This is a genomic window from Ekhidna sp., from assembly GCF_965227465.1.
GTDB lineage: Bacteria > Bacteroidota > Bacteroidia > Cytophagales > Cyclobacteriaceae > Ekhidna.
This window is the reverse complement of record NZ_OZ245746.1, coordinates 3349500-3375806: the sequence shown is the minus strand read 5'-3', so window position 1 is coordinate 3375806 and position 26307 is coordinate 3349500. Positions and strand designations below refer to the sequence as shown.

General features: G+C 39.1%; 25 protein-coding genes and 1 tRNA gene. 15 read left to right on the top strand and 11 right to left on the bottom strand.

Features of this window, described 5'->3' with window-relative positions; all coding sequences use genetic code 11:
• Positions 1 to 46: 46 nt before the first annotated feature.
• Positions 47 to 120: transfer RNA gene (locus ACO05G_RS15025), tRNA-Asn, on the bottom strand.
• 239 nt (positions 121 to 359) lie between these two features.
• On the opposite strand from ACO05G_RS15025, the gene ACO05G_RS15020 reads away from it, so the two are divergent.
• From ACO05G_RS15020 to ACO05G_RS15010, 3 genes are all read left to right on the top strand, one after another.
• Positions 360 to 788, top strand: coding sequence for an Hsp20/alpha crystallin family protein (locus tag ACO05G_RS15020; protein WP_421763488.1), 429 nt, complete (start codon positions 360 to 362; stop codon positions 786 to 788).
• A gap of 146 nt (positions 789 to 934) precedes the next feature.
• The gene (locus ACO05G_RS15015; RefSeq protein WP_421763487.1) at positions 935 to 2401 is read left to right on the top strand and encodes a S1C family serine protease; all 1467 of its coding nucleotides are present in this window, start codon (positions 935 to 937) and stop codon (positions 2399 to 2401) included.
• A 70-nt stretch (positions 2402 to 2471) separates the two neighbouring features.
• Positions 2472 to 3584 (top strand): NAD(P)/FAD-dependent oxidoreductase, encoded by a 1113-nt coding sequence (locus ACO05G_RS15010; protein ID WP_421763486.1) that lies wholly within the window; start codon positions 2472 to 2474, stop codon positions 3582 to 3584.
• On the opposite strand, the gene ACO05G_RS15005 is transcribed toward ACO05G_RS15010, so the two are convergent.
• Complete coding sequence (locus ACO05G_RS15005; protein WP_421763485.1) at positions 3581 to 4441, bottom strand: UbiA family prenyltransferase; 861 nt, start codon at positions 4439 to 4441, stop codon at positions 3581 to 3583. The two genes, ACO05G_RS15010 and ACO05G_RS15005, sit on opposite strands and share 4 nt — an antisense overlap.
• A 54-nt stretch (positions 4442 to 4495) precedes the next feature.
• On the opposite strand from ACO05G_RS15005, the gene ACO05G_RS15000 reads away from it, so the two are divergent.
• Together ACO05G_RS15000 and ACO05G_RS14995 are read left to right on the top strand one after the other, a co-directional pair.
• Positions 4496 to 5593, top strand: a complete 1098-nt coding sequence (locus ACO05G_RS15000; RefSeq protein ID WP_421763484.1) for a type III polyketide synthase — start codon at positions 4496 to 4498, stop codon at positions 5591 to 5593.
• Positions 5586 to 6275, top strand: a complete 690-nt coding sequence (locus ACO05G_RS14995) for a methyltransferase domain-containing protein (RefSeq protein WP_421763483.1) — start codon at positions 5586 to 5588, stop codon at positions 6273 to 6275. The genes ACO05G_RS15000 and ACO05G_RS14995 overlap by 8 nt, the downstream gene beginning before the upstream one ends.
• On the opposite strand, the gene ACO05G_RS14990 is transcribed toward ACO05G_RS14995, so the two are convergent.
• Positions 6276 to 6869: an EF-hand domain-containing protein gene (locus ACO05G_RS14990; protein ID WP_421763482.1), complete on the bottom strand. Its 594-nt coding sequence runs from the start codon at positions 6867 to 6869 to the stop codon at positions 6276 to 6278.
• A gap of 86 nt (positions 6870 to 6955) precedes the next feature.
• Between ACO05G_RS14990 and ACO05G_RS14985 the strand changes: the two genes are divergently transcribed.
• The 7 genes from ACO05G_RS14985 (at position 6956) to ACO05G_RS14955 (ending at position 13208) form a co-directional block, all read left to right on the top strand.
• Positions 6956 to 8494 carry an aldehyde dehydrogenase family protein gene (locus tag ACO05G_RS14985; protein ID WP_421763481.1) on the top strand — a complete coding sequence of 513 codons (1539 nt, stop codon included), beginning with the start codon at positions 6956 to 6958 and terminating at the stop codon, positions 8492 to 8494.
• 121 nt (positions 8495 to 8615) lie between these two features.
• On the top strand, positions 8616 to 9038 hold the full coding sequence (locus ACO05G_RS14980) for a MarR family winged helix-turn-helix transcriptional regulator (RefSeq protein WP_421763480.1): 423 nt from the start codon (positions 8616 to 8618) through the stop codon (positions 9036 to 9038).
• 30 nt (positions 9039 to 9068) lie between these two features.
• On the top strand, positions 9069 to 9596 hold the full coding sequence (locus ACO05G_RS14975) for a DOMON domain-containing protein (RefSeq protein WP_421763479.1): 528 nt from the start codon (positions 9069 to 9071) through the stop codon (positions 9594 to 9596).
• 23 nt (positions 9597 to 9619) lie between these two features.
• A complete protein-coding gene (locus tag ACO05G_RS14970; RefSeq protein ID WP_421763478.1) occupies positions 9620 to 10042 on the top strand; it encodes a nuclear transport factor 2 family protein in 423 nt (140 codons plus the stop codon).
• Between the two features lie 301 nt (positions 10043 to 10343).
• Positions 10344 to 11096 (top strand): DUF3667 domain-containing protein, encoded by a 753-nt coding sequence (locus ACO05G_RS14965; RefSeq protein ID WP_421763477.1) that lies wholly within the window; start codon positions 10344 to 10346, stop codon positions 11094 to 11096.
• Between the two features lie 249 nt (positions 11097 to 11345).
• Positions 11346 to 11879 (top strand): YceI family protein, encoded by a 534-nt coding sequence (locus ACO05G_RS14960; RefSeq protein ID WP_421763476.1) that lies wholly within the window; start codon positions 11346 to 11348, stop codon positions 11877 to 11879.
• A gap of 24 nt (positions 11880 to 11903) precedes the next feature.
• Complete coding sequence (locus ACO05G_RS14955) at positions 11904 to 13208, top strand: hypothetical protein (RefSeq protein WP_421763475.1); 1305 nt, start codon at positions 11904 to 11906, stop codon at positions 13206 to 13208.
• A 55-nt stretch (positions 13209 to 13263) separates the two neighbouring features.
• Here the strand turns inward: ACO05G_RS14955 and ACO05G_RS14950 are convergent, their stop codons facing one another.
• The 8 genes from ACO05G_RS14950 to ACO05G_RS14915 form a co-directional block, all read right to left on the bottom strand.
• Complete coding sequence (locus ACO05G_RS14950; protein ID WP_421763474.1) at positions 13264 to 13899, bottom strand: hypothetical protein; 636 nt, start codon at positions 13897 to 13899, stop codon at positions 13264 to 13266.
• A 60-nt stretch (positions 13900 to 13959) separates the two neighbouring features.
• Entirely contained in the window at positions 13960 to 15642 is a 1683-nt protein-coding gene (locus tag ACO05G_RS14945) for a formate--tetrahydrofolate ligase (RefSeq protein WP_421763473.1), read from the bottom strand.
• Positions 15643 to 15734: 92 nt separating this feature from the next.
• The gene (locus ACO05G_RS14940; protein WP_421763472.1) at positions 15735 to 16295 is read right to left on the bottom strand and encodes a DinB family protein; all 561 of its coding nucleotides are present in this window, start codon (positions 16293 to 16295) and stop codon (positions 15735 to 15737) included.
• 69 nt (positions 16296 to 16364) lie between these two features.
• A complete protein-coding gene (locus ACO05G_RS14935; RefSeq protein ID WP_421763471.1) occupies positions 16365 to 16949 on the bottom strand; it encodes a Crp/Fnr family transcriptional regulator in 585 nt (194 codons plus the stop codon).
• Positions 16950 to 18146, bottom strand: coding sequence for a S41 family peptidase (locus tag ACO05G_RS14930; RefSeq protein ID WP_421763470.1), 1197 nt, complete (start codon positions 18144 to 18146; stop codon positions 16950 to 16952). It abuts the gene before it with no gap.
• 198 nt (positions 18147 to 18344) lie between these two features.
• Positions 18345 to 19916 carry a YHYH protein gene (locus ACO05G_RS14925; protein ID WP_421763469.1) on the bottom strand — a complete coding sequence of 524 codons (1572 nt, stop codon included), beginning with the start codon at positions 19914 to 19916 and terminating at the stop codon, positions 18345 to 18347.
• A gap of 9 nt (positions 19917 to 19925) precedes the next feature.
• Positions 19926 to 20396 carry a DUF6702 family protein gene (locus ACO05G_RS14920; protein ID WP_421763468.1) on the bottom strand — a complete coding sequence of 157 codons (471 nt, stop codon included), beginning with the start codon at positions 20394 to 20396 and terminating at the stop codon, positions 19926 to 19928.
• Positions 20397 to 20398: 2 nt separating this feature from the next.
• Positions 20399 to 21724 (bottom strand): YHYH protein, encoded by a 1326-nt coding sequence (locus ACO05G_RS14915; protein ID WP_421763467.1) that lies wholly within the window; start codon positions 21722 to 21724, stop codon positions 20399 to 20401.
• A 509-nt stretch (positions 21725 to 22233) separates the two neighbouring features.
• Here ACO05G_RS14915 and ACO05G_RS14910 point away from each other — a divergent pair.
• The 3 genes from ACO05G_RS14910 to ACO05G_RS14900 are packed head-to-tail and all read left to right on the top strand — an operon-like array spanning position 22234 to position 26305.
• Entirely contained in the window at positions 22234 to 22758 is a 525-nt protein-coding gene (locus ACO05G_RS14910) for an RNA polymerase sigma factor (RefSeq protein ID WP_421763466.1), read from the top strand.
• A 49-nt stretch (positions 22759 to 22807) separates the two neighbouring features.
• Positions 22808 to 23749, top strand: a complete 942-nt coding sequence (locus ACO05G_RS14905) for a FecR family protein (RefSeq protein WP_421763465.1) — start codon at positions 22808 to 22810, stop codon at positions 23747 to 23749.
• Between the two features lie 9 nt (positions 23750 to 23758).
• Positions 23759 to 26305, top strand: coding sequence for a TonB-dependent receptor plug domain-containing protein (locus ACO05G_RS14900; RefSeq protein ID WP_421763464.1), 2547 nt, complete (start codon positions 23759 to 23761; stop codon positions 26303 to 26305).
• The last annotated feature ends 2 nt before the right edge of the window (positions 26306 to 26307 follow it).

Below are 26307 nucleotides of genomic sequence, written 5' to 3'. Positions count from 1 at the left end.
TCAGATAGATAGAAACAAAAAAGCCCGGCAATGTGCCAGGCTTCTGCTCTCCCTCTTGGGCTCGAACCAAGGACCCTCTGATTAACAGTCAGATGCTCTAACCAGCTGAGCTAAGGGAGAAGATTTCCTAAAAAGGAGTGCAAATGTAAGCATCCAATTTACAATTCTCAATGCCACCGAATAAAAAAATTATTAAAGATTAAATCTTTTTAAAAACAGACATATTGACATGTTATTTAGACACATTTCGTTATAAATCAGCCATAGTGTCATGTTTGAATTGCAAAATTTCATTTGGTACAGAATTCGATCATTGTGTAATCGAAAGTTGAATTTGTAAAACTTAAAAACATAAAAAAATGGGACTTATAAAGTATAATGCGAACGATTACAGACCTACAAGCTTTAGAAGCTTTGTAGACAAATTTTTTAACGAGGAATTGGTTGGTGGGTCAATGCCTACATTTTCGCCTCGGGTGGACATTGCAGAGACTGAAAAGGAATTTGAAGTTCAGTTACATGTTCCGGGAATGAAGAAAGGTGATTTTAACATTGACCTAAACGATGATCAGATTACCGTAAGTGGTGAAAGGAAGTTTGAGAATGAGAAAAAAGAGAAAAATTTCCATAGTGTTGAAAGCTACTACGGCACATTCAACAGAACCTTCTACTTACCAGATGTAATCAATAAAGAGAAAGTAGATGCGACTTACCAGGACGGTATTTTGACAATCACCTTACCTAAGGATGAGAAGAAAACCACAAAGAAGCAAATAACAGTTAAGTAGTGTTTTGAGTAGGTGATTAGGGGTGTCTATCGTAATGGTGGATGCCCTTTTTTGTTAATAATGGTTAATCAGGGCTGTTTAGAAAAATTATTAAAAACCCAATGTGCACTTTTACGGTATACACTCTAGCAAAAAAGGATTAAAATATGAGTAAGAAAGGTTTCATTCTAGCAATGGTGTTCTCGTCACTTTTTGGAGGTATTGTTGCGATTATCGGATTTACAATAATATCCCCAAATGAAAAAATCATTCAACAAACGTCAGGTACCAGCAATCCTGTTAGTCTGACAAATTATGTCTTTGATTCTGCGGACTTTGTTGTTCCGGAGGGTCTTAACTTTGTATTTGCAGCTAAAAATGCTACGCCATCGGTCGTTCACATTAGAACAACATACACCGACGGAATGCGTGCAAATACTCCATTCAATGACTTCTTTAAAGATTATTTTGGCGATCGCTATGAGCGAAGAGGAGGTCCAGCCCGTGGAGCCGGATCGGGTGTTGTAATATCACCGGATGGATACATTGTCACTAATAATCATGTGATTGAAAATGCGGACGAAATTGAAGTTGTGTTGAACGATAACCGTAGTTATCAGGCAAAAGTTGTTGGAGTTGATGAGGATACAGATTTAGCAGTTTTAAAGGTTGATGAAAATAATCTGGTAGCTGTTAAGTACGGAAATTCAAATAATATCAATATTGGAGAGTGGGTGTTGGCAATTGGAAATCCATATGAGTTTAGATCCACAGTGACTGCTGGTATTGTTAGCGCCAAAGGAAGAAATATAAATATCCTGGATGGTGATTACCGTATTGAATCATTTATCCAGACAGATGCGGCGGTTAATCCTGGCAACAGCGGTGGAGCACTTGTAAACTTAAATGGGGAGCTTGTTGGTATCAATACAGCAATCGCATCTCCTTCTGGAGCATTTGCGGGTTATTCTTTTGCGGTTCCGGTTTCTCTCGTTGAGAAAGTTGTCAGTGATCTAGTTGAATACGGTGCTGTACAACGAGCACTTTTGGGTATTTCCATATTTGATGTAAATGCTCAGGTAGCTGAAGCTAACGACTTGGATATTATGAAAGGAATATTCGTCAATGGGGTAATGCAAGGCAAAGCAGCAGATCTGGCTGGAATTGAGCGAGGGGATGTGATAGTTGCGATTGATGATAAAAGGGTTAATAATGTTGCTCAGCTTCAGGAGCAAGTGGCGATAAAACGCCCGGGAGACGAAGTGGAAGTGAGGTTCATACGAGATGGTAAAGAAAAAATTGTCATAGCTAAGCTAAGAAATGAGCAAGGTACGCTTGATGTGGTTGAGCTGGCTTCTGACTTTAAAATGGAAGGAGCCACATTTGTTGATGTTGCTGATGCCACTAAGAATAGATTGGGAATTGATGGAGGTGTACAAATTCAGGAGTTAGGTGAAGGAAAGTGGAAAGATGTAAGAATGAAAGAAGGATTCATAATTACAGGTATTGATAATGAAAAGATCAAGAATATTCGCGATTTAGAAAATTACTTCAAGCGACCAAGAACTGACGGTATTTTAATTGAAGGATTGTATCCCGATGGTAGCAAAGCGCATTATGGATTAGGGCTGTAGTTATTGTTAAAATATTTAATCAAGGTCTGTTGCATGCGACAGACCTTTTTTTATTTCATATTTTCGGAATGTGAAAGACGTCATCATAATTGGAGGAGGGCTTGCGGGACTCATAAATGCTATTCTGCTGAATAGGTCAGGGCTGACAGTTCAACTTTTCGAAGAAAAAAAGTATCCCTTTCATCGGGTATGTGGTGAATACATCTCCAATGAGGTCCTGCCGTTTTTAAATCAGCATCAATTATACCCTGCAGCCTTACAACCTACTGCTATCACTCAATTCCATTTAAGTTCGGTATCCGGAAAAAGCTTGAAAATGCCGCTCGATTTAGGTGGTTTTGGGGTAAGCAGGTATTTGCTGGATCATTGGCTGGCTGAAATAGCAATCAATGAAGGGGTAGAAATTACACATCAGAGGGTAACCTCGTCCAATTTTAACGATGATATTTTCACTATTACTGACAAGGGTGATCAGGTTTATAATTGTAAGATTGCCATAGGAGCTTTTGGTAAAAGAAGTGTTCTGGACAAAAACTTAAATCGAAATTTTATCCAAAAAAGATCTCCATATGTAGGAGTGAAGTACCACATCAAAACCGATAGTGTGGGAGCTGATGTAATAGCATTACATAACTTTAAGGGAGGTTATTGTGGAGTAAGTCAAATAGAAAATGAGACCTTTAACTTATGCTACTTGTCCCATCGCTCCAATATTAAAGAGTATGGTTCAATACAACATATGGAAGAGGAAGTGCTACAAAAGAATCCTTATTTAAAATCCATATTTTCTGACTCAGATTTCCTATTTGATAAGCCGGAGGTAATCAACGAGATCACATTCGAAAAGAAGGAACCATTATATAATCATATCCTAATGTCCGGAGATTCAGCAGGAATGATCACACCACTTTGTGGAAATGGGATGGCTATGGCCATTCATTCGGCCAAAATTTTAAGTGAGTTGATTATTAAGAATCAGCAACAAGGTTTTAACAGAACTAAACTAGAAAACGATTATTCAGAAGCTTGGAATGACCTGTTTGCTAAGCGATTAAGTGCCGGGAGGGCTATTCAGAAATTATTTGGCTCTCAGACTTTTTCAGAAATTGCAGTATCAGCGGGTAAGTCGATTAAGCCTATAGCAGGCTACTTGATGAAGCAGACACACGGCAAGCCCTTTTAGCTAAGTGCTAGGTAGAGGAAGTATCCATTGAGCATAACTGATGAAACGAGGTTGAGTCTCATCGTTGAATCAAAGTCAGCATTGGCTCTATCTTTTCGTACTTTCATATACCACCATCCAAAGTAAAACAGGACTGGTGCCATAAAGACGCCAAAAAGCAGCGCCACTTGAAATGAAAATGCGTGATCAAAATAATAGAAGAAACCTGCGCTGGAAATAAAAAATGCAAGCGCTGTGAAATGAAATGTGCCGAGAATCCCCAGTTTTTGACTAATGGTGATATCGCCTCGTTTTGCATCTTCTTCATGCTGATATATTTGGGTCATTGGATAGGACCCAAGGAGCAAAAGTGTACTCAAAATACCCGGAAACTGGATTTTCCATATCAGCGTATCGGCTAAATTCAAGTCATTAATCGCCACGTAACACATCAGGAATGTGAAGTACCCCTGAAATATTCCCGCTGCAAGCCACCCCACAATAGGAAACTTCTTCAATCGTACCGAAGGATGACTGTAAGCTTTAGAGATCATCCCGTAAATGAAAACCATAATTGCAAATTCAAATGAGATGAAAATTGCAATCATGAGCGCAATAACATCGAAGATTAGGGCAACATGGTAAAGTTCTTTAGTTGTTTTGGGAGGTTTTTTAAGGCCTCCTATGCTCCCCTCATCCTTGTCAAAATAGGAGTTGTAACCGTTGCTGGCAGGGTAAACTAAAAAATGGAGCAGAAAAAAAACCAATAAGAGATTTTGAGTAGAAATTTGAGTAGAAACAGCTACAGCAAGCATGAAAACCGGAAGTAGGAAGAAAGAAAACGGAATACGTAGGTGAAGGAATGTTGATTTTTTCAAGCTTATATAATCTTCTCGGCTAAAAGTTGGTTAATATTAATGAACTACAAGCATATGCCCGCATTTATAAATTCAATAGGAACTGCTTTACCTTCCAATCTTGCCAGCCAGGAAAGGATTGCTGACTTTATGGTTAGCCATCTCCAGCTCAATAAGGTTGAAGAGCGGAAACTGCGTGTTCTCTATCGAGCTAGTGGGATCAAGCAACGATACTCTGTTTTAAAAGACTTTAGTCAAAATTTAAATGGACAGAGCTTTTTTAAGGAAGATGTCACATTCCCATCTGCTAAGCCACGGATGCTTATCTATCAACAGCATGCAATTGGCCTTGCACAGGAAGCATGTCGGCAGGCCATCAGTGATTCGACAATTAAAAAGGAGGAAATTACACACTTAATTACGGTGAGCTGCACTGGAATGTATGCCCCTGGTCTGGATATTGAGCTGATTGATCATTTGGGCTTGACTACTTCTATTAGCAGGACATCCGTAAATTTCATGGGTTGCTATGCCGCTTTCAATGCGATGAAAGTAGCAAATAGCATTGTCGATGCAGATCCAAAAGCTAAAGTATTGGTGGTGTGTGTAGAACTTTGCAGCATCCATTTGCAAGAAAAAAAAGATGATGAAAACCTTCTGGCGAATGCCATTTTTGGGGATGGCGCTGCTGCAATGGTCATTTCTTCAGAAAGTGGACATAGGTCACTGGAAATGAAAACCTTTTACAATGATCTTGCCCTGCATGCACGGGATGAGATGGGCTGGTACATAGGTGATTATGGTTTTGAAATGCACCTGAGTGCGAAAGTGCCTGAGGTGATTAAAGATGGAATTGGAGAATTGACGGATAGGTTATTGAGAAAAATAAACCTTAAAATCAGTGACATTGACTTCTTTGCCATTCACCCGGGGGGTAAGCGAATTTTGGATGTGATTGAGGAAAAGTTGAACATTTCAAAAGAACAAAATCTCCCTGCCAGAGAAATACTTAGGACACATGGTAACATGTCTTCACCTACGGTACTGTTTGTCATAAAAAGAATCATGGATTCTATGAAGTCACAGGATAGTGAAAAACATATTTTAAGTTTTGCTTTTGGTCCAGGCCTTACGCTGGAAAGTACCGTATTGAAATCACATATTCATGCTTGAGTATCGTTCTGAGGAGATTGAAATTATGGATGACCTCACCATTTCAGGTGAGGTTGTGGATCAAACCTTAAGAGAACTTAATACAATTAATAGAAGACTTGGAGGTAATCAAATAAGCGTTTCGTCCTATAAAAAAATTGCGTCAAAAGCGAATGGAAACATTATGCTAGCGGATTTGGGATGTGGGGGAGGTGACATAATGGTGGAAATGGCAAAATGGAGTAGGAAAAATGATGTGAAAGCATCATTTGTAGGGATAGATGCCAACGAAAATATCGTTAAATATGCTCTCAGAAACACGAAAAGGTATTCGGAAATAACCTACCAATCAATCAATATTTTTAGTGATGATTTTAAAAAACAAAAATTTGATGTCATTCATTGCTGTCTTTTTGTTCACCATTTCACCAATGATCAGCTTGTAAGCCTATTTAAACAATTCAGCGATCAGGCAAGAATAGGAGTTATTATTAATGATCTGCATAGGCATCCACTTGCCTATTGGAGTATTAAGTTATTGACCTCACTATTTTCAAAGTCAGAAATGGTTAAAAATGATGCGTCTGTGTCTGTTTCGAGGGGCTTCAAGAAAAAGGAACTGGTTTCAATTTTGAAAAGTGCAGGTATCGAAGAATTTCGGCTTAAATGGAAGTGGGCTTTTAGATGGGAGTTGATTTTTTAACTAGTCCCAGCGTCCAAAAATCAAATTGCCTTTCGCGTTCTCATCGCTGGATCGGAAAAAATTACCTAGCCCAACTACCATTTCATCCGCAGAAATAAAATTGTCCTGATTTTCATCTAACTCCTCAAACCCTTGAATGGCGGCATCCTGAGGAATATTGTAAATAGTAAGCATGTTGGCATACTCTTCCCTTGATATGAGCTTGTCTTTGTTCATATCGAACAAATCGAAAATGTGCCTTGATGTTCTTTGTATGTAGTGATCGAGTATCCCTTCTTGATCGGACTCAATTTGATCCCTAAAGAATGCCACCCAATCCCATAGTGTTAAGCTTAGCTCAGGATTATCTAAATCAGTCAATAATTGCACAAAAAGTCTGTGTGATTTGAGCAGGATCAAACGAGCACTTCGTGAGTCTTCGCTAAGCTTTAGCTGGGTAACAATTTTTTTACCTACGTTCACAAAATCGTTTGGCTGTAGTTGTCCATTCCGATCAATGTCCAGTACATTAAATAAATGATGTACTTTCCTTTTCTGAGTCTCAGAAAAAACCGATCGGGGGCGTTGAATCGTTTTGGTGGCAGTGCTCCCCATAAATCAAATTACAATTTACAAAAATATTTCCACCCTTCCTCGCATTTCTTAGCTTTGCACCCCAATTATTAACAACAACCCAAAATATGTCTCAGGATATTCAATCGATTTTAAAGAAACTAGAGGTAGAAGCTGACAATAAAGGTGCAGCCATAGGACACAAGTGGTTAAATACCACGGGCGAAAAACTAGCGTCCTACTCTCCGGTAGATGGAAAAGTAATAGCTAATGTCACTTTAGCAGACGAAAAAGCATATGATCAGGTCATTACTGAAGCTCATGCTGCATTCAAAGAATGGAGACAACTTCCAGCTCCTCAAAGAGGTGAGGTCGTTCGTCAGCTTGGTAATGAGCTGAGGGAATTCAAGCAAGAGCTAGGTTCTTTGGTTTCTTACGAAATGGGTAAATCCCTCCAGGAAGGACTTGGCGAAGTGCAAGAAATGATTGACATCTGTGATTTTGCAGTAGGTCTGTCCCGTCAACTCTATGGTTTAACAATGCACTCAGAGCGACCGTCTCATCGAATGTATGAGCAATGGCACCCACTTGGGATTGTTGGCATTATTTCAGCCTTCAATTTTCCTGTTGCAGTATGGTCATGGAATGCGGCCCTGGCTTGGGTATGTGGTGATGTATGTGTGTGGAAACCATCAGAAAAAGCACCGATTTCTGCCATTGCATGCCAAAAAATTGCACAAAGAGTATTTGAAAAGAATGGAGTTCACCCAGGTGTTTGTGGCTTAGTGATCGGTGATGTGGAGATAGGTAAAAAATTAGCTGCCGATACCCGTGTGCCATTAATCTCTGCAACTGGATCTACTCGTATGGGTAAGGCAGTCGGAGAGGTTGTCGGTGCAAGACTAGGTAAGCATATTCTTGAGCTGGGAGGCAATAATGCAATCATTATTTCAGAGCATGCTGATTTAAATATTGTGATTCCGGGTGCGGTGTTCGGTGCGGTCGGTACAGCCGGACAAAGATGTACCTCTACACGGAGGCTTATCATTCATGAAAGCCAATATGAGGAGGTAAAGGAACGATTAATTAAAGCGTACGGTCAATTGAGAATTGGAGACCCATTAGATGAGAATAATCATGTAGGGCCACTTATTGATACGGATGCTGTGAAAATGTATCAGGCAGCAATAGAAAAGGTGAAAGCTGAAGGAGGTACGACAGTAATTGAAGGTGAGGTACTCAAGGGTGCAGGATATGAATCTGGCTGCTATGTAAAGCCAGCCATCTATGAGGCACAAGCAGATTATGAGATTGTTTGCAATGAGACGTTCGCACCTATCTTATACTTAATCAAATACTCAACCATCGAGGAGGCAATTGACATTCAAAACGCCGTTCCTCAGGGATTGTCTTCTGCTATAATGACAACTAATATCCGAGAGTCTGAGCTGTTTTTGTCCCATGCAGGTTCCGATTGTGGTATTGCAAATGTGAACATCGGTACTTCCGGAGCTGAAATTGGTGGAGCTTTTGGTGGAGAAAAAGAAACGGGTGGCGGTCGTGAGTCTGGTTCAGATGCGTGGAAAGCATATATGAGGCGTCAGACGAATACTATTAACTATTCAACAGAACTTCCTTTAGCACAAGGAATCAAGTTTGAGCTTTAATAGCTTAGGTAAAATATCACTCCAAAAAGTGTAAAAACAATGATGAACAAAAAGGTCTGCCGTGTGCGGACCTTTTTTTGTATATCAAATTTTATTATAATTGCAATATCAATAATTGATAATGATTGAAAATGTAATTTTATTTCAAATTGATTTGACCAGTAAATTGGCAAAGTCATACTCACAACAAGAGTTTGATAGAATTGGATTAGACATTACAGTTGAACAATGGATCTTATTAAAAATTGTTGAGGAGTCCGAGGGATTAAGCCAGAGAGAACTTGCAAGCAAGTCAAATAGAGATCCAGCTTCTATTACAAGAACACTCGATTTGCTTGAGAAGAAAAATATGATTCAAAGAGAGCTAATCCCGGGGAACAGACGACAATATCGAATTATATTGGCAGAAGAAGGGAAAAATTTTATAAAAATCCATATGCCATTAATTGAGAAGCATAGGAAAAATAGCATTAAGGGATTGACTGATAAAGAGATTCAATTATTACATGATATGCTGAAGAAGATTCAAAATAATATGAAGTAAAAATTTTTTAATTAAATAATTGATATATCAATGATTGATCATATAATTAGTAATATGAAGTACCTGGCGGTCACTGTTGTTGGCTGGATGAGTGTGCTTAATGCTGACATTGCTCAAAAATTCAATAGTGTTGAGAGAAATGGTATGAAGGTAGCATGGGAAATTCTGGGCGATAGAATTTTTTTTAAAATATCAGCCCCTACAACCGGGTGGATAGCAATAGGATTGAATGAATCAAAAGAATTAACAGGAACCTATTTGATCATGGGTAGAGTGAAAAATGGAAACCCAGAAGTAATTGAACATCGAACCCTATGTCCTGGAAACTATAGATCATTTGAAAATTTGGGAGCAAGCACGACAATTCAACTTATAAGTGGTGGTCAATCTAGGCTGAGTACCTGGTTAGGCTTTTCAATTCCAATAAATAAGTTTAGTGATTATCACAAAGATGTTTTGGCGTCAGACGGGTTGAATATGTTGATGGCATTCAGTAGGCATGATGACTTTATGCACCACTCGATTATGCGCACTTCGGTATGGGTCAACTTTAATTAACAATCAATTTAAATTTTATTAATATGAAAACTATTCTTTTAACAACAATCATTTTTCTTGGATTTGCAACATATGGGCAAAAGGATGATCAAAAGGCGATTAAAAGTGTCATTATAGCATTTTCAAAGGCTGGTGATGCACAGGATACCAAAGTGCTTTCAGACGTTTTGGATGAAAGCTATCGTATTGTGATGAATCAACTTTTCGGAAGTAAGGAAGTTAATGTGATGTCTAGGGACGTGTTTCTGGAAAAGATCAAGACGAAAGAATTTGGGGGTGACGAACGTGATGTATCCATTGGTCAAATTATTTTAAATGGCAATACAGCTACCGCTCATGTTTCATTTAAAGGGATTAAAATGACATTTACTTCCTTGATCGTTTTAGTTAAAAATGCTGAAGGAAAATGGAAAATGGTTAGTGAAACACCCGTGATTGGTGCATAGGATTTCGCTGAAATTTATGAGATTTAAAAATGAAAGGGATGGCCTTATCGCTATCCCTTTACTGTTTAAAGACATTGCTTGTTTCTTAGCACCATTTTTTTTCAGCTGTGATTAATTGCTAAAATGAATAGTTGAAAGCATCTTCCTCATGGACTTCTTTCCTACACTCAACAAGTTTTGATTGTTAGGGAAGGGTTTGGTCATGTGATTCTTCATGCCAGTGCCTAGCATCATAATGGAGTTACTTTATTTCAGATATACATCGTTAGGTTTATAAGCATATTTAGTAATTTCATCAATCATGACCGAATCTAACCAACCGGTATGCTTGAACTGCGGATCTAAAACTGCAGAAGATTATTGCATTAGCTGCGGACAATCAACCTCAGTAGGACGAATTACTTTTCGAGAAACCATTAATGATTTTTTCAGCTCTACGTTTGCCTTGGAGGGTCCATTGTTTTCGACAATTAAATTACTCATCGTTAACCCGGGGAGGCTTTTTAGGGAGTTTATAAGCGGGAGACGCAAAAATTACTATAAACCGGTTGCCTTTTTTGTGGTCCTCACGGCAGTCTATTTGATTTTGCGTGAAGCTTCTGGGTATGACCCATTTCATGGACAGCAGCGAATGCAAAGTGAAAACATCCCTGATAGAGCGGTCCTTTTTGTTGCAGCGGGCAAGTTCATGGTGGCAAACATCAATAATATCCTTTTTTTTCTTGTGTTCTCTATTGGGTTAACTCAAAAACTTTTCTTTTATAAGAAGTACAACTTGGCGGAATATCTAGTGGTAGGATTTTTTGTAGCCGGAATCTACCTGTTGATAGGTATGGCATATATCCTTTTTACGGTTTTTGTATTTTATGTTCATCCTCAAATCAATATGCTTTTTCTCTTTTTACTGATCTTATATGCATCCATATCTTTCCATCTAAATGTGACTTTTTCATCCGTTATAAAGCACATACTAGCAAGTTTAATGGCCGTGATTCTTTATGTCATTTTAGGCTATGGTTTTTCTGTACTGATGGTTTATTTCGGTCTTGGCTGAACCAATACAAAAACCTAAAATAAGTCCAGATTTTTGAAGCTTTTCAATGCCTGACCTGGCAATTTAAATATGCCCCATTTGGCGGTTGTGTTTTCATTTTTAAGAGCACTTTAGAGCAAGCATTTGTCATGCCTGAAGGTGTCAAAACTCATGTATTTCGGTGTTAAACATCATGTTATGACCTGTTTTCAGTCATAAAATACTCACCCCTCCACATCTAATTTAGCCCTTGAAATCAAAATCAATTAAATGATGAAATACTTATTTATTATGGCGGTTCTGTTTGGTTTTTTCGGAGCAGGTCAGATAAAGTTAAATGCTGAAAAGAGCACCCTGAATATTACGGGTACTTCCTCTTTGCACGACTGGGAAATGACGGTCGATGAATTTGATGTTACCGGAGTAATAACAGAAACTCAGGTTCAGAATTTAAAAGCAACCATCAAGGCTAAGTCAATGAAAAGCGGAAAGTCCATCATGGATGGTAAGGCGTATGATGCGGTTCAGGCCGATGATTTTCCTGAAATCATCTTTTCGGCGAATACTTTGGAAATCAAGGGTAATAGTATTTCAGGTAAGGGCACGCTTGAGATAGGAGGGAAATCCTTGTTAATCAACCTTGATTCCAAAATAGTCAAACAAGGAACATCAGAGATGCAACTACAAGGTAAAGTACCTCTCAAAATGACGGACTTTGACATAACACCACCCACTGCCATGTTTGGCACATTGAAAACAGGCGATGAGGTGGTTATTAACTACGATATTTTTTTAACCAAATAATTATTTATTAAAACAACCTGAATCATGAAAAACTCAATTTTTAAACTAATGCTAATAGGTGTAATGCTGTTCGGGACTGTAGCAGTTTACGCCCAGCTACCCTCAATCCAGTACTATAGGTATAATGACTTAAGAGGCTGGAATGTCTTCGAAACAAGTAAAGAAGACACAGTGAAATATGACGGATTTAAAGTCCGTGTAGGAGGTGGTTTTGCCATGCAATTCCAGGGGCTTTCCCAATCCAATGATAATGGTTTGACTGGAACAGATAATGGTGGTAATACAGTGCCATTAGATTTTGTCGACCTGGACAATAATATGACATTGCCCACCGCCAACCTTAATTTTGATGTGCAACTGGAAGATGGTTTGAGAATGCACCTACGCACTTACCTTTCTTCCCGCCACCACCCAGAAGCTTATGTAAAAGGTGGTTACATGCAGATTGATAAGCTTGATTTTGTGAGTCCAGGATTTTTGAGTGGACTGATGGAAAAAGTAACCATTCGTGTAGGTATGGATGAGATCAACTACGGAGATGCTCACTTTAGACGATCAGATAATGCTAGAGCATTGTTCAATCCATTTGTAGGAAACTACATCATGGATGGATTTACTACAGAGCCGTTTATTGAATTTCGCTATCTATCAAATGGTTTTATCGGAATGTTGGGTATAACAAATGGTCGACTGAATCAAGAACCTGTACCGGGTGATGATGGCCGTGTAATCTTTGGAAAATTGGGATATGATAAGCAGATGAATGACGATTTGAGATTCAGGATCACTGGTTCATTTTACAACAGTAGTGATGGCAGTACGAGAGATTACCTATACGGTGGTGACAGAGCAGGTGCTAGATATTATAGTGTTTTACACACAATTTCTGATGGAAGTATCGGAAGAGGGCCTAGTGACTTTGAGCCAAGATGGAATCCAGGATTCTCCTCTCATACTGCAATCATGGTCAATCCTTTTGTCAAGTTTAATGGCTTGGAATTCTTTGGAGTATATGAAACAACCAGTAATGGCGGAGACACAGGCGGAGGATACGATCAGATTGCTGCTGATGTAATCTATAGATTTGGAGAAAGCGAAAGAGTATTCGTTGGAGCCAGATATAATGCCGTGAGTGGAGAAGCAGCTGATGGTGCTGCAACTCGGGAAATCGATAGAACACACCTTGGCTTTGGTTACTTCATGACAAAAAATGTAATGATGAAAACAGAGTATGTCACTAGCAAATATTCTGGTGATGGATTTACTGGAACGAAACTTCAGGGAGCTGAATTTAGTGGGGTTGTGATCGAAGCAGTGATTCAATTCTAGTTTAGCTCAGAATTAGTAGAGGAAAGCTGCTCAGCAATGAGCGGCTTTTTCATGTTCACAAAGAAGAAACCTCCATAGAAATTTCAAATTCTATTTCGATATCATCAGTAACCTTGACGACTCCAAAAAATTTAGTCGGAGGCGCAATCTCAAAGTCAGACATGAACAATTCCTTTTTACCTTTTAGGGTTAGATGGGCAGATGAATGATTATATACTTTACCTCCTGAGATTTCTATTGTTTTCTCTACACCAGCCATAAAGATTTCAACTTCAGCATCTACATTTAGCTCTTCAAATGACTGATTTCCAGCATGCAGTGTTATCGAATTTAATTGTAACAAAAGATATGGGTCAGTGTCAGCTTTGAGAAGTTCCTGAAAATCTGAGTCCATAGCTCGAATTCCACATTCGAAATCTTCAATTTTATAGACTAACCTCAGCCCTTCAAAGTCAAGTTTTTGGTTTGACCAAATATCCTTGACTACTATTGAATCATTTAGTGCAGGCTGATCAAGTCCACATTGAAATCGATTAACATTAGTTGTCCCGTTAATCAGTATAGCGCTCGAAGTAATTTTAACTTTGTGATAGGAAGCTGGCTCCTTGACATTGGTATATGAGCCATTTTGCCCAAAAGATTTTGGTGCAAAGACTAATGTCAAAAGCAGACAGAATATCCTACAGTTCATACTTTAATTTAATAGAACTAGATAAAACACTTTGTATTCTGGCCCATAGAAATTCGGCCCTCAAAATAGACCTGAAATATTTCCTTCACCATCTATGTCAATATTTTCGGCCGCAGGCACTGCCGGCAGACCAGGCATTCGAAGCATCTTGCCAGTTATTGGTATAATAAATCCTGCTCCTGCTGCAATCTCCACCTCTCTCACATTAATGGTAAAATTGGTTGGCCTCCCATAAGATGAAGCATCATCAGAGAACGAATTTTGCGTCTTAGCCATGCAAATCGGAAAGTTTTCAAATCCTAAATCTTTAGCTCTTTTCAAAATGCTGTCCGCACTTGGGCTATAAGTGATTTTATTGGCCCCATAAATCTGTTCAGAAATAGCTTCAATTTTTTCTTTAAGAGACATATTTAATTCATATGTAGGTTTGAAAGTAGAAGTACAGCTTTCTGCTGCATCAACCACCTTAGAGGCCAGGTCTTTCATTCCTTCGCCACCATTTGCCCATCCGTCTGAGTAATCTACTGGAACATTCAACTCTTCACATCTATCCAGTATGGTTTTCAGTTCATCTGATGTGTCGGAGACAAACTTGTTGATGGCGACCACCACCGGAACACCAAAGGATTGAATGTTTTCAATATGTTTTTCCAAGTTCACCAACCCATCTTTTACAGCTTTTACATTAGGTGATTTAAGCTCAGTTTTAGCTACTCCACCGTGGTATTTAAGGGCTCTTACTGTAGCCACAAGAACTACTGCGCTTGGAGAAAGTCCTCCGGCTCTACACTTGATATTGAAAAACTTTTCTGCTCCCAGGTCAGCACCAAATCCTGCCTCTGTGACAGTATATTCAGCAAGTGATAATCCTATCTTAGTTCCAATTATCGAATTAGTGCCCTGAGCAATATTGGCAAAAGGGCCACCGTGGATGATTGCCGGATTACCTTCAAGTGTTTGGACCAAATTGGGCTTTATCGCGTCTTTCAAAAGTGCTGCCATTGCACCATGCGCTTTTAAGTCTTTAGCAAATACAGCGTCTCCTGAGAATGTGTCTCCAACATAGATATTTCCCATTCGTTCTTTTAAATCAGAAAAATCTTTGGCTAAACATAGGATAGCCATAATCTCTGATGCGGCTGTTATGTTAAAACCCGACTCTTGTAGAAAGCCACCTTGCTTGCCACCAAGCCCGGTCACGATATGCCTTAGTGAACGATCATTCATATCCATGGCCCATCGCCATTTGACAGTTCGAGGATCAATACCCAGGTTTCTGGAGCGACTATAAATATTGTTATTGATCAATGCAGACAATAAATTATTGGCTTTCTCGATTGCAGCGAAATCACCATTAAAATGGAGGTTGATGTCCTCCATTGGAATTAATTGAGAATAACCACCTCCGGTTGCTCCCCCCTTAATACCAAATACCGGCCCTAAAGAAGGCTCTCTCAATACTGCTATCGCCTTTTTCCCTATTTTATTAAGGCCATCCACAAGTCCAACACTGACTGTTGTTTTCCCCTCTCCTGCGGGGGTCGGGGTAATAGCCGAAACCAAAACCATTTTATTTTTAGCTACTTTCTTTTCATCGATATATGAAAGAGGAATTTTGGCTTTATACTTCCCGTATTGCTCAATTTCGCCATTTGTGAGTCCAAGCTTTTTACCTATTTCGTTGATAGGCTGAGGGGTGATTGATTGAGCAATTTTGAGATCTGGGTTTTCGTTGCTTTTCATATCGCGGTTAAATTTGATCGGCAAAATAGTCCTATAGAGTAATAGTGAATATGATGATTGTCATTTATTCATCTGTCAATAGTTGGTTTTCTTCACTTTGCCTTGTCAATAGCCAGTTGAATTTGAACCATGTGTCTTTGTTCGTGGGCAAGGATAAATTCAAAGCATTCTGGAATATAGAATTTCACTTTTTCCCCTAATGCAGTTGGTATTTTCACGTTTTTAAGATCTTTGGTTCTTGCTCGCCTGATCAAATTGTTGAATGTCTCTTTCTTCTGGAGATACACATCAATGATCGAATGTACTTGCTCAGGCACAACAGCAGGTCTAAAAAAATCAAATGTTTTCATTTTGAATCTTCTTTTCTTGCCCTTTGGCTTATTTGCATAAATAGATAACCTCCCTAGAATGGTACGTTGCATATCAGTTGTTTCATTGTCATTGAGCTCCTCAGCCCGATCGATTGCCTGATTAAAGTTATCAAGGTATACATCATAAACTTTATTTAGATGTTCTATTACCTCTAATGCAGACCATTTTTTCTCACTTTCTTTTTTGGTTAACAGTTGATCTTCAAGGCTTGCGATTTCAGTTTTGATGTAATTTTTGATCTGGTTAGAATCTTTCAGCATTTTCTCGTAGTTGACTTCCATTGTCCTTTTGTTGTTTTTTGATATTCAAAACTCCTTCATTTCTAGATTAAAAAAATTGATCTATATCAATTAATCACGAAGGGCTCTAAGGCGACTGAAAGTCTCAGGCTTCATACTTAAGTAGCTGGCAAGGTACTTTTGAGGGATTTGAAGTAGTTCAGGTGGACACCTTTTTATGAAAGCATCAAACCGCTCCTTTGCCGAAAGCGTCATCATTTCAACCTCTCTCGATATTCTTCCAAGGAGAATTTCTTCCATGAAATGAGCTCTCCACCTATAGAATTCAGGAAACCTCTCGAATAGCTCATCAAATTTCGATTTTGTAATACCGATCATTTCCGAAGGCGTAAGTGCTTCAAGAAAAAAGTGAGAGGGCTTGCCAGAAATAAATGAATCAAACGCGCCTGAAACGGAATTTTGAAAAGAGAATCCAAGAATTACTTTCTCCCCTTTTTCATTTAATAAATAAAGCGCTTGAACGCCAGAGAGAACGAAGTAGAAATATTTGGCGCGATTGCCACTTTCTACAATCATCTCTCGAGCGAGACATTTTTTTAAGTGATAGTTATCAAAAAGATATTCATAAGCTGCCTCGGAAATGGAAGTGTATTTTCCGAAATTCAGATCGATAAGCTCTTTAATTCGTGAGTCCATTTACTTCAACAGCTTTAATGCGGTACTCAGGTGTAAATCCCTTCGAAGACGATCGCTTATATCTAATGCTACCACCTCTTTATAGTTGGCTTGAGATTGATCGACATAAAAATCAGGAAGTATCCCATTTGACTCCCATGAAACACCTTTGGGACTATACATAGCATTGGTTATAAACTTGAGCCGATAATCATTTTTTAGAGTAAATGTGGTCTCGATTACCCCTTTTCCATACGTCTTCTTTCCTATCAACACAGCTCGATCATGATCTTGAAGCGCACTACTTATAATTTCGGCTGCAGAGGCAGTATTTTCATTAATCAATACAGCTATTTTAAGGTCATAGAATTGATCCCTGTCTGCCACATAATTAGTAACACCATTGGATCGATTCTGAGTGCGAAGTACAATGTCATTCTTCCGCATAAACAACTTAGCGATGTTCACACCTTCATTCAAGACCCCTCCCGTATTGTTTCTAAGGTCCAAAATGATTTTGGTAATTCCCTCTGATCTGAAATCTTCAATTTCTTTTTGTAGCTCTTCTGCCATTCCCAATGTGATTTTCTTAAGCTCGATGAATGCAATGTCATTATTTGGGATTTTAGTGACAATCAGGTTCTCAACCCGGAGAGAGTCGCGAGAGAGGTTCACATCAAAGATTTCAATGTCTCGTACCACCTTCAGTGCGGATGTTTGATTCACTTCACCATCTAATAGCTGATTCACTTCATTTATGGACTTCCCTTTTAAGGAAACATCATCTATTCTTAATATCCGATCATTGACAGCCAACTTATTTTTTGCCTCAGACCCATCTAAAACCGAAGTAACTGTGAGGCTACCATCAGTTGCGTTGAACGTGCTATTAAAGCCCAGAGTGACTTTAATACCTTTAAGTGAGTTGAGAATTTTTTCATATTCTTCATCGGTCCAAAGAGTGGCCAATTCAGGTGATTGAGGGGGAGAAATGTGTCTTAGAATTCCTTCAATGGCTGCCCAGTCTAAATCGCTTTGAGTAACCCCATCGTAGTAATAGTTTTCAAGTATGAGCTGTTGAACTTCTTCTAAAGTAGCCTCAGATTGTGCAGATTTATTGATATTGACTTCAAACAAAGGCTTTTGCTGACCAAATACAGCAAATGAAATAAGGGTAATGAATAGTAGAAGAATCTGCAGACGAATCACATTTTTCATTTTAAAGTGCTGTAGGAAATTGACAATTTAGGAAATCGAACCAAAATAAGGTTTGGTGGTGGTTATAATATTGCTTTTAAGATCCTCGTAGATTGTGATTACCTTTAAGACTTTCTAACAGAAAAAAAGCGGCCCCACCACGAGCCGCTCCATAAGCATCCGGGAATGGATGCTCCGCCTTAGTATTTTGCTAAATATCTATTTACCAATTTTCCAGTCATCTGCAGGGGTACCAAAGAAACAATTTGGAGTGACTGGGAAGTCGGACGTGATGACATAGTAGTAAGTGCCTTCTGGAAATTCGGGTGTAACTCCGGTTCTACCATTACACTCATCCAGGTCGCCAAGCCCAGAGATATACTCAAAATCCTGAATGTAGGTGCCATCGTGGTTGCCATTGGGATAATCTGTGCCTGCTGTGCCATTGCCGATTCTAGCGCCACTTTTTAATTGATAGCTACTCTTTAGTTCAATTATCCCACTTGTTGGATCATCTGAAACAGCATATCCGTATTTGTAATAAATGGGGAATCCATCTGCTGCAAAGCCATAGATCGGTGAATGACTTGATCCGTCTTCCTCTCCGGCGAGTCCAACTATGTCTCCATGATAATGATAAAGTCCTTGTGAAGTTACGTGTGCTCCATATGCATCCAGATGTGTTTCATCCTGATCTGTGACTTTGGCTTGCCATTCCCAGTTTTCTTCACCGGTATTGGGGTTTTCCCATGGTTTAAGTCCCATCGGGTGAAATTCCACACCATTGGTAGCTATACCAAACTGCCAGAAATTATCATTAGATGGAGTAGGTGGTCCTGTTTCATCATACACATATATGGCCTGACCGGTATAAGTTGGTGACAAATCCAGCTCACGGGTAACTTCAATAGGAGTAGGGTCTGCGTTAGGAAAATTTCCCACTTCATGATTGGCTAATTGATTAGATGAAATCGTTCTCAAATCAGAAGCAATATCAAAGCAAACTTGACTTTCGGTTGTGCTGGTTGTGACGCAGTTATTTGTTGAGTTACTTGCACTACTTTGAGAATTATCATAAACAGAACCGGTCTTAGGTATGACTTTGAAATAATATTGAGTGTTTGACGACAACAGTGAAACTTCAACAGGACTGCTTGGTGGACCATTATAAATCACCTGTTCCCCATAGCCAATGTATGTGGTGCTAGCCAGCTGACTTGTCTGATCACTAAATTCGGAGAACGAATCCTCTGTATTAATAACTACCAAATAGCTATCTGCTTCAGTATTTGTCCAGCCATTAACAGCTACCGTATTACCTGTAGCCGATCCAAAGTCAATTACAATATCAGGATTGACATGAGTGTCATTATCAATTAATGTGATTGAGGCAGAAGTTTTTGATCCTTCGGTTAATACCTCGGGTAAATTTCCAAGATACACATCAAATGTCTCATCACCTTCGACTTCCGAATCGTCAGAAATATTGACATCAAGTGATACCTCTGATTCATTTGCTCCGATGATGATTAAACTTTCATTGACAGAATAATCCTCATTTATTGTTGCTGTGCCTGAAAAAGAAAGTGGTATGGGAAGGTCAAATCCAGAAGTATTGGGCTGACTGAGAGCAATAGATATCGAGATCGTTCCGGCATCTTCTCCAACAGATGAAGGAGTAGAAGCAATGCTCACAGAGGCGGAAAAACTGTCGATGATATCTTCATCCAAATCTTCACTGCACCCTAAAAGCATTAGCGAGCAAAATGCTATAATTAAATATCTGGTCATGTTTTTTTATTAATAGATAGCTTCTGTAGATGTGCGATTTCTATGCATCCTGAATGATCGGTTTCGATCATTTAGACGAAGTTTTACGATGTTGTCATGATCTTCAAAAAGATCAATCATACAGGTGTTGGAGATGGTAACTTTTTGAACATTATCAACTTCAAGATTTAAGGAGCCTTTCAAGTGGATATTTAAATCTCCAAATTCAATTTCATGAATGCTATATGAAGTACATGCTCCATTCACTTTTATCGACACCCTACTTTCCAGGTATTCAAAGGCTAAATCTTGGATTTCATGTTCTTGAATTTTAGTAGGGAACTCTTCAGACAGTGCGCTGTAAAAATCTTCTTTGTCTACAGTGACAGTCATTTCCAAACCTGATTTCCCTTCGTATATTTCGAACATGGCCATTTTGATATCATGGCCAAATCCGAAATAGAAAGAACTTAATAATAGAATACTGATTAACTTTCTCATGATTACATGCCAAGTTTAAAGGTGTTGTCAGGCGTGCCAACAAGACATCTTGGGATCACTGGAAATTCCTCTGTAATCACATAGAAGTATTCATAGGTTTCGTTTTCAATCGTAACCGACCTGTCAATCCCGTTACACTCATCCAAATCTCCGTTTGCAGCTGACCACTCATAATCATTCGTATACTTCCCATTGTACTCACCGCAAGGCTCAGTCACACCATTACCTGGGCGTTCTCCCGGTTTAAGCGCATAACCTGATGCAAGCTGTTCTATCTCATTTCCATTTGCTGTTGGCGCATACTTATAATAGACAGGGAAACCATCTGCTGCCCACCCAATTTGTATCGCTTCTGATGGAGTGGCACTACCATCTCCCAATCCAGCAAGCAATGTGTTCGCATATTCAATCATATTACCGTGGTAGTGATAAGTTCCATCTGGCTGCACATGAGCAAAAGCACAGTCAAGTCCTACCGATTCCGCATTGTTAGTTGGTTCAAAAACCCAGTCCCAGTTATACTCACCAGTGTTGGTGTTTTCAAAAATGAATGGCTCAGCGGGAGCAGGATCTAGTGGAACTCCATTTTTAGCGATTCCAAATCGATAGTTAGGTCGATTTTGATCGTTCGTAATCGAGGTTGTAGTTGCAGACTTTGCAGGGTCGCCGGCAATAAAATAGGTTTTTGTAGAAGTACTCAGTGTTACCCCTTGTCCGGAAAGCTGGTTTGCGTAATCATGATTTGGCACTCCATTGGTTACAATCTCACGCAGACCATTCTGATTAACCGTATTGTCATCGTATGTATTCTCAATATTGGGTGAAAGGTCACAAGCAACATTTTGGTTGGAGATTGAATTGTCATTGGCACATGAGCCAGATGAGTTATCATCATTGTCTGTAATTGTTATCGTCAAACTTGACGAAGAACCCAAGCTCACATTGGAAGCTAGCCCTGTAGATGAAAGTGTGATAATTATCGTTTCATCATCTTCTTTTTCACTGTCATCTATAATGATAATTGGGACACTTACTTCCGATTCTCCATCAATTAATGATGCTGTGCCGTTTAGTGCCTCATAATCCATATTTGAACTTGCTGAGCCTGATACGACATAACTAATTGTTAAATCATTACCTGAATCGTTAGCAGGGTTGAGTGTTACTTTGAAACCTGTATTATCACTTTCAGCGGCCTCAGAATTTCCATCGATACTTACGGTATAGGAGGTTTCATCAACAACAGGATCCTCATCCTCTCCACATGATGGAAGAATAAAAATTAGTACGATGAAGGAGGTGATTTTTGTAAAATGGAATTGTTTCATGTTAGTAGGTTTTGAAATATGACGGGAATGAAGTTTAATACCCTACCTTTTTTGTTGGAACTTGATTTTTTCCGGCAGGTTAGAATTCTTTTTTATGTAAATGATTAGACTCAAAAGACTCACGATCCCAAAGACTATTAACAAGATCATATCAACGGACAGCTTGCTGCTGGGGTATTTCAGCTGTAAGCGCTTGCTCGTTGTGAAAAGAGAGGGAAGAAAACAAATCTTTATTATTTGGGTGAAGCTTCGTGAAAGTCTCTCTATTTTGGATAATCTTGAATAAGCTCATGATGTTTATGCTTGTATTTCGTGTTGAATAAAAAAGGAATGTGAGAGAAAAACCCTACTTCACTTTCATTTCGTATTGCTACAATGATCGGATGCATGCACAAAAGATTTTGAATAATGAGGTTATCATTCGGTTAGCACGCACATCATTTAGTTATGGGTACTCTCATCAATGCGTTACTTTTGCTGCAGGATTAAGCAACAAAATTAAGGATTAAGTGAAGCCAAAACTTTGTGAGGAACAAGTCTTCCATCAGGAGTACACCAGCCATGAATTGAAGATCAGGAATTTCCTTTTTTATAAGCTTGGTGATTTAGAAAAAGCGAGGGACTTTACCCAAGAAGCCTTTATAAGATTATGGAACAACTGTGCCAAAGTAGCCCTTGACAAGGTGAAAGGATTTTTGTTCACCACGGCAAATCGACTATTTCTTGATCATTACGATCATCAAAAAGTAGTGCTAAAATTTGAATACCGTATGGATCGATCAGAAGGTCAAATGGAGCAAAATCCGGAGTTTCTATATGAAGAAGGCGAATTTAAAGAGCGACTAGAAACAGCAGTATCCTCCTTACCGGAGAAACAGCGAGTTGTTTTCCTGATGAGTAGAATTGATAAGTATAAAAACAGAGAAATTGCTGAGCTAATGGATATTTCCATTAAGACTGTGGAGAAGCATTTAAGCACTGCGGTTAAAGCCTTGAAGGATAATTTGGATGAGCTCTCAAATCTAAAAGTTTGATGGAGGGTTTATTGTTACTTGCTCTTTATAAGGTCAAGACATTCTAACTATGGAAGAAAACTTATCAAAATGGCTGAACGGTGAGATCACAGATGATGAGCTTATTGCGCTAATCGGACGGAAGGAGGCATTAAAATATATCCGGATCGTAAGTGAAGTGGATCAATGGGTACCGGACCAGTCTCAGCATTTATTTGATCCAAAAGGAATCACAGCCCTACCAAAGGCAAAAGTGCGATCTATGAGGCCATGGTTTAGCTATGCGGCAGCTGCTATAATTTTATTGTCCATTGTTTCTTATTTCTGGGTGATCATGGGTGACAGCACCGTAACTTTTTCCTCTCAAATTGGGGAAGTCAGATCCATTGAATTACCAGATGGATCCAATGTTACACTAGCACCTAATTCGGAAATATCCTGGGATGAAGAAGAATGGGAAAAAGTTGTTGCAATGAAAGAGAAGAGGCTTAAATCAGAAAGTGCTAGCAGAAAGCTAAAATTGAGAGGAAAAGCACTTTTTGAAGTTGAAAAGGGAATGCCATTCACTGTGGAGTCTTCTGTTGGAACGGTAGAGGTTCTGGGTACCACATTCGAGGTGGATGATTTCGAGGAGGGGCTCAATGTGGTTTGTTTTGAGGGTAGGGTGCGTGCAAAGCCTAAAAAAGCATCTAAATCAGTGATTATTTCAGGAGGTGAAGGATATCTTTTCTTTAAAGGCCGGTGGGAAAATAAAAGAACAATAACCAATACCAAACCGGGATGGCTGCAAAATCAGACAAAATTTGAAAATGCGCCACTTAGCCAGGTAATCAAAAACCTGGAAAAAATTTACGGAATTACGATAGATAAGGGGAACGTTGAAATAACAAGAAGATTCACCGGTACCATCCCAAATAACCAACTGGATGTTGCTCTGAAACTTGTTTTTAGTCCTTTTAAGATCGACTACACAGTGTATGGAAAAAAAATGACTTTATCTAAAGGGAATTAAACTATTTACATGCGCTTCTTAGTTTTTACATTGTTTATTTTGACAATCTTGTCATTATGTGCTCAGGCGGACTCAAAAACTTTTTTTGAAGTAATTGAGGCATATGAAAAAAATGATGAAATCACTTTTTCATTTGACGCTGAACTACTTGGTTTGATTGATGATAATGCTTTTTTTACGGTAAGGGACTTTACGCGCTTCAGCCGAGAAATTGAGAGTCGACTTCCCTTAAAAGTTGAAAGAATAGATGATAAGTACTATACAATAAGCGCGACGGAAACGACCTTTAAAATGGCTGTTTCCGATTCTTTGGATGGATCTATCATTGATGAATCCTTTGGTGTCCAGGTGATAGTAAATGATGCAGCCATCCCCACAAGCTATAATAATGGTTTTTGGGAGTTCGATTATAAACCGGATCACATGGATAAGATTCTAATATTTAGCCAGGGATATAAATCAACTCCAATAGGAGTCAAAGATCTTTTCAATCAAAAAACCATGACAGTCGGTCTCGGTTTGACCACTCGACGGTTAGGTACTGTCGTGGTTGAAGATTATTTAACGAAAGGCATCAACATGCTTCCCTATAAGCAACAGATACAAATAGATGTCGATGATCTTCCATTGCTTCCTGGCGAAACGGATGGGGATATTTTCGCCTCAATCACAGCGCTTCCAGGCATTACCAATCCGGATGGAAGAGCAGGAAATATTTTTATTCGTGGAAGCGAGACAGATCAGACACTGATTCTTTTTGATAACATCCCGGTCTACCATCGTGGGCACTATTATGGTACTATTTCGCCATACAATCCAAAAATTGTAGATGATGTGGAGGTATATCGGAGTGGTTTTCACCCGAGATTAGGTGACCGTGTGGGTGGCGCTATCGTAATAAATTCTGATGACGCTATAGAAAGGTCCAAATACGGGTTGGGAGCAAACACCTTGTTTGCTATGGGCTATGGAAAACTCAAACTTTCAGAAAAGCTAACAGGTTCTCTCAGTATTCGAAACTCATATCCAAGAACTTTTAAGTCGCCTAAACTGGAAGAAATATCTGAATCTGTCTTTGCGGGCACTTCCCTCGTTACCCAACAAGGTTTATTGACTAATAGGGTGGAGGTAGGCTTTAGCGATTACAATGGTAAGTTGTCATATCAGGTAGATAAACGAAACCTTCTTGGATTGTCAGTTCTTCATACTTTTTCAGACATCAATTTTTTACCAGTCACTCCTCCTAATCTAAAACCTAGATCGAATGATAACAGGTATGTAAATACCGGAGCTAACCTTTTCTGGGAGTCAAATTTGGGGCAAGGGTGGGAGTCAAATTTTAGTACTACTTATTCTAACTACGATTTTGAATTTCAGGTAAACACTTTAGCACAAGATGTGGAGCCTTTTCTTTCTAACAACAGCATTGATGATTTCAATGTAATCCACGAGTTTTCAAAAGAAAGTAGTTATTCCAGTTTTCAGTTTGGGTTGGACTATAAGTGGCAAAACGTATCCACCAATTACCAAAATCAGCTAAGAGATTCTTCGATTTATAAAATACAAAAAACAGTCATATCTAATACAATTGCGCCGTTTGCAAACTTTGAATATTATGGATGGAGCAAATGGGTTTTTCAGGTCGGTTTTAGGGGCACTTACTATAGTGCTTTGAATGATTTCAGTATTTCTCCAAGGGTTCTGTTCAACTATCATTTAACCGATCGAATCGTTTTGAAGGGTTCTCACGGATGGTACAATCAATTTTTGAGTCAAGTGAAAAACCTGGAGTACTCCAGTGGCGGATTCGATAACGAACTATGGACGCTTGCGGATGACGAATCCGGATTTATCATTCGGGGGTCACAGTCCATGTTTGGAGGAGTAATTGATGTTAACAAATGGATTGTTGATGTAGAGGCATTTTATAAGAATGCAAATGATGTCACTATTTATGAAGATAGAAGACTGAATCCGGATAAGGATTATTACACCATGGAACAGGAAACTTATGGTGTTGACTTATTGCTAAAAAAGCAAGTAACAGAAGATCTGTGCCTATGGACCGGATATTCCTACCATGATTCTAAGATCGCAATAGATACGACAGATCAGGTCAGCTATAAGTCAAAGTTTGTTCAGCCACATGTTTGGTATACAGGTGGAGCTTTTAAGAAAAATCGTTGGAAAATTTCTGCCGGATGGAGATATGCTTCAGGTCTATATGCATATTCCCTTGATATTGCATATGCAGAGTCTATATTCAAAGCAGGGCCTCCACCTGGATCCGGCCCACCCCCTTCTGGTCCTCCGCCGCGTAATCCGTTCGAAGACGTACCGGAAAGATATCCAAGTGTTCACTCATTGGATATTTCAGCTTCCTACAAAATACCTCGAACAGATCAGCGAAAATGGAGTGCATCTTTCGGCCTGTCAATTATCAATTCTTTAAACGAATCTAACCTGACAGATCGAGTGTACAGGAGCAGAGATGGATTTGTGGACAGAGAAGCCATTGGGTTTGCACCAAACCTGATGATCATCCTAGAGTGGTAGAT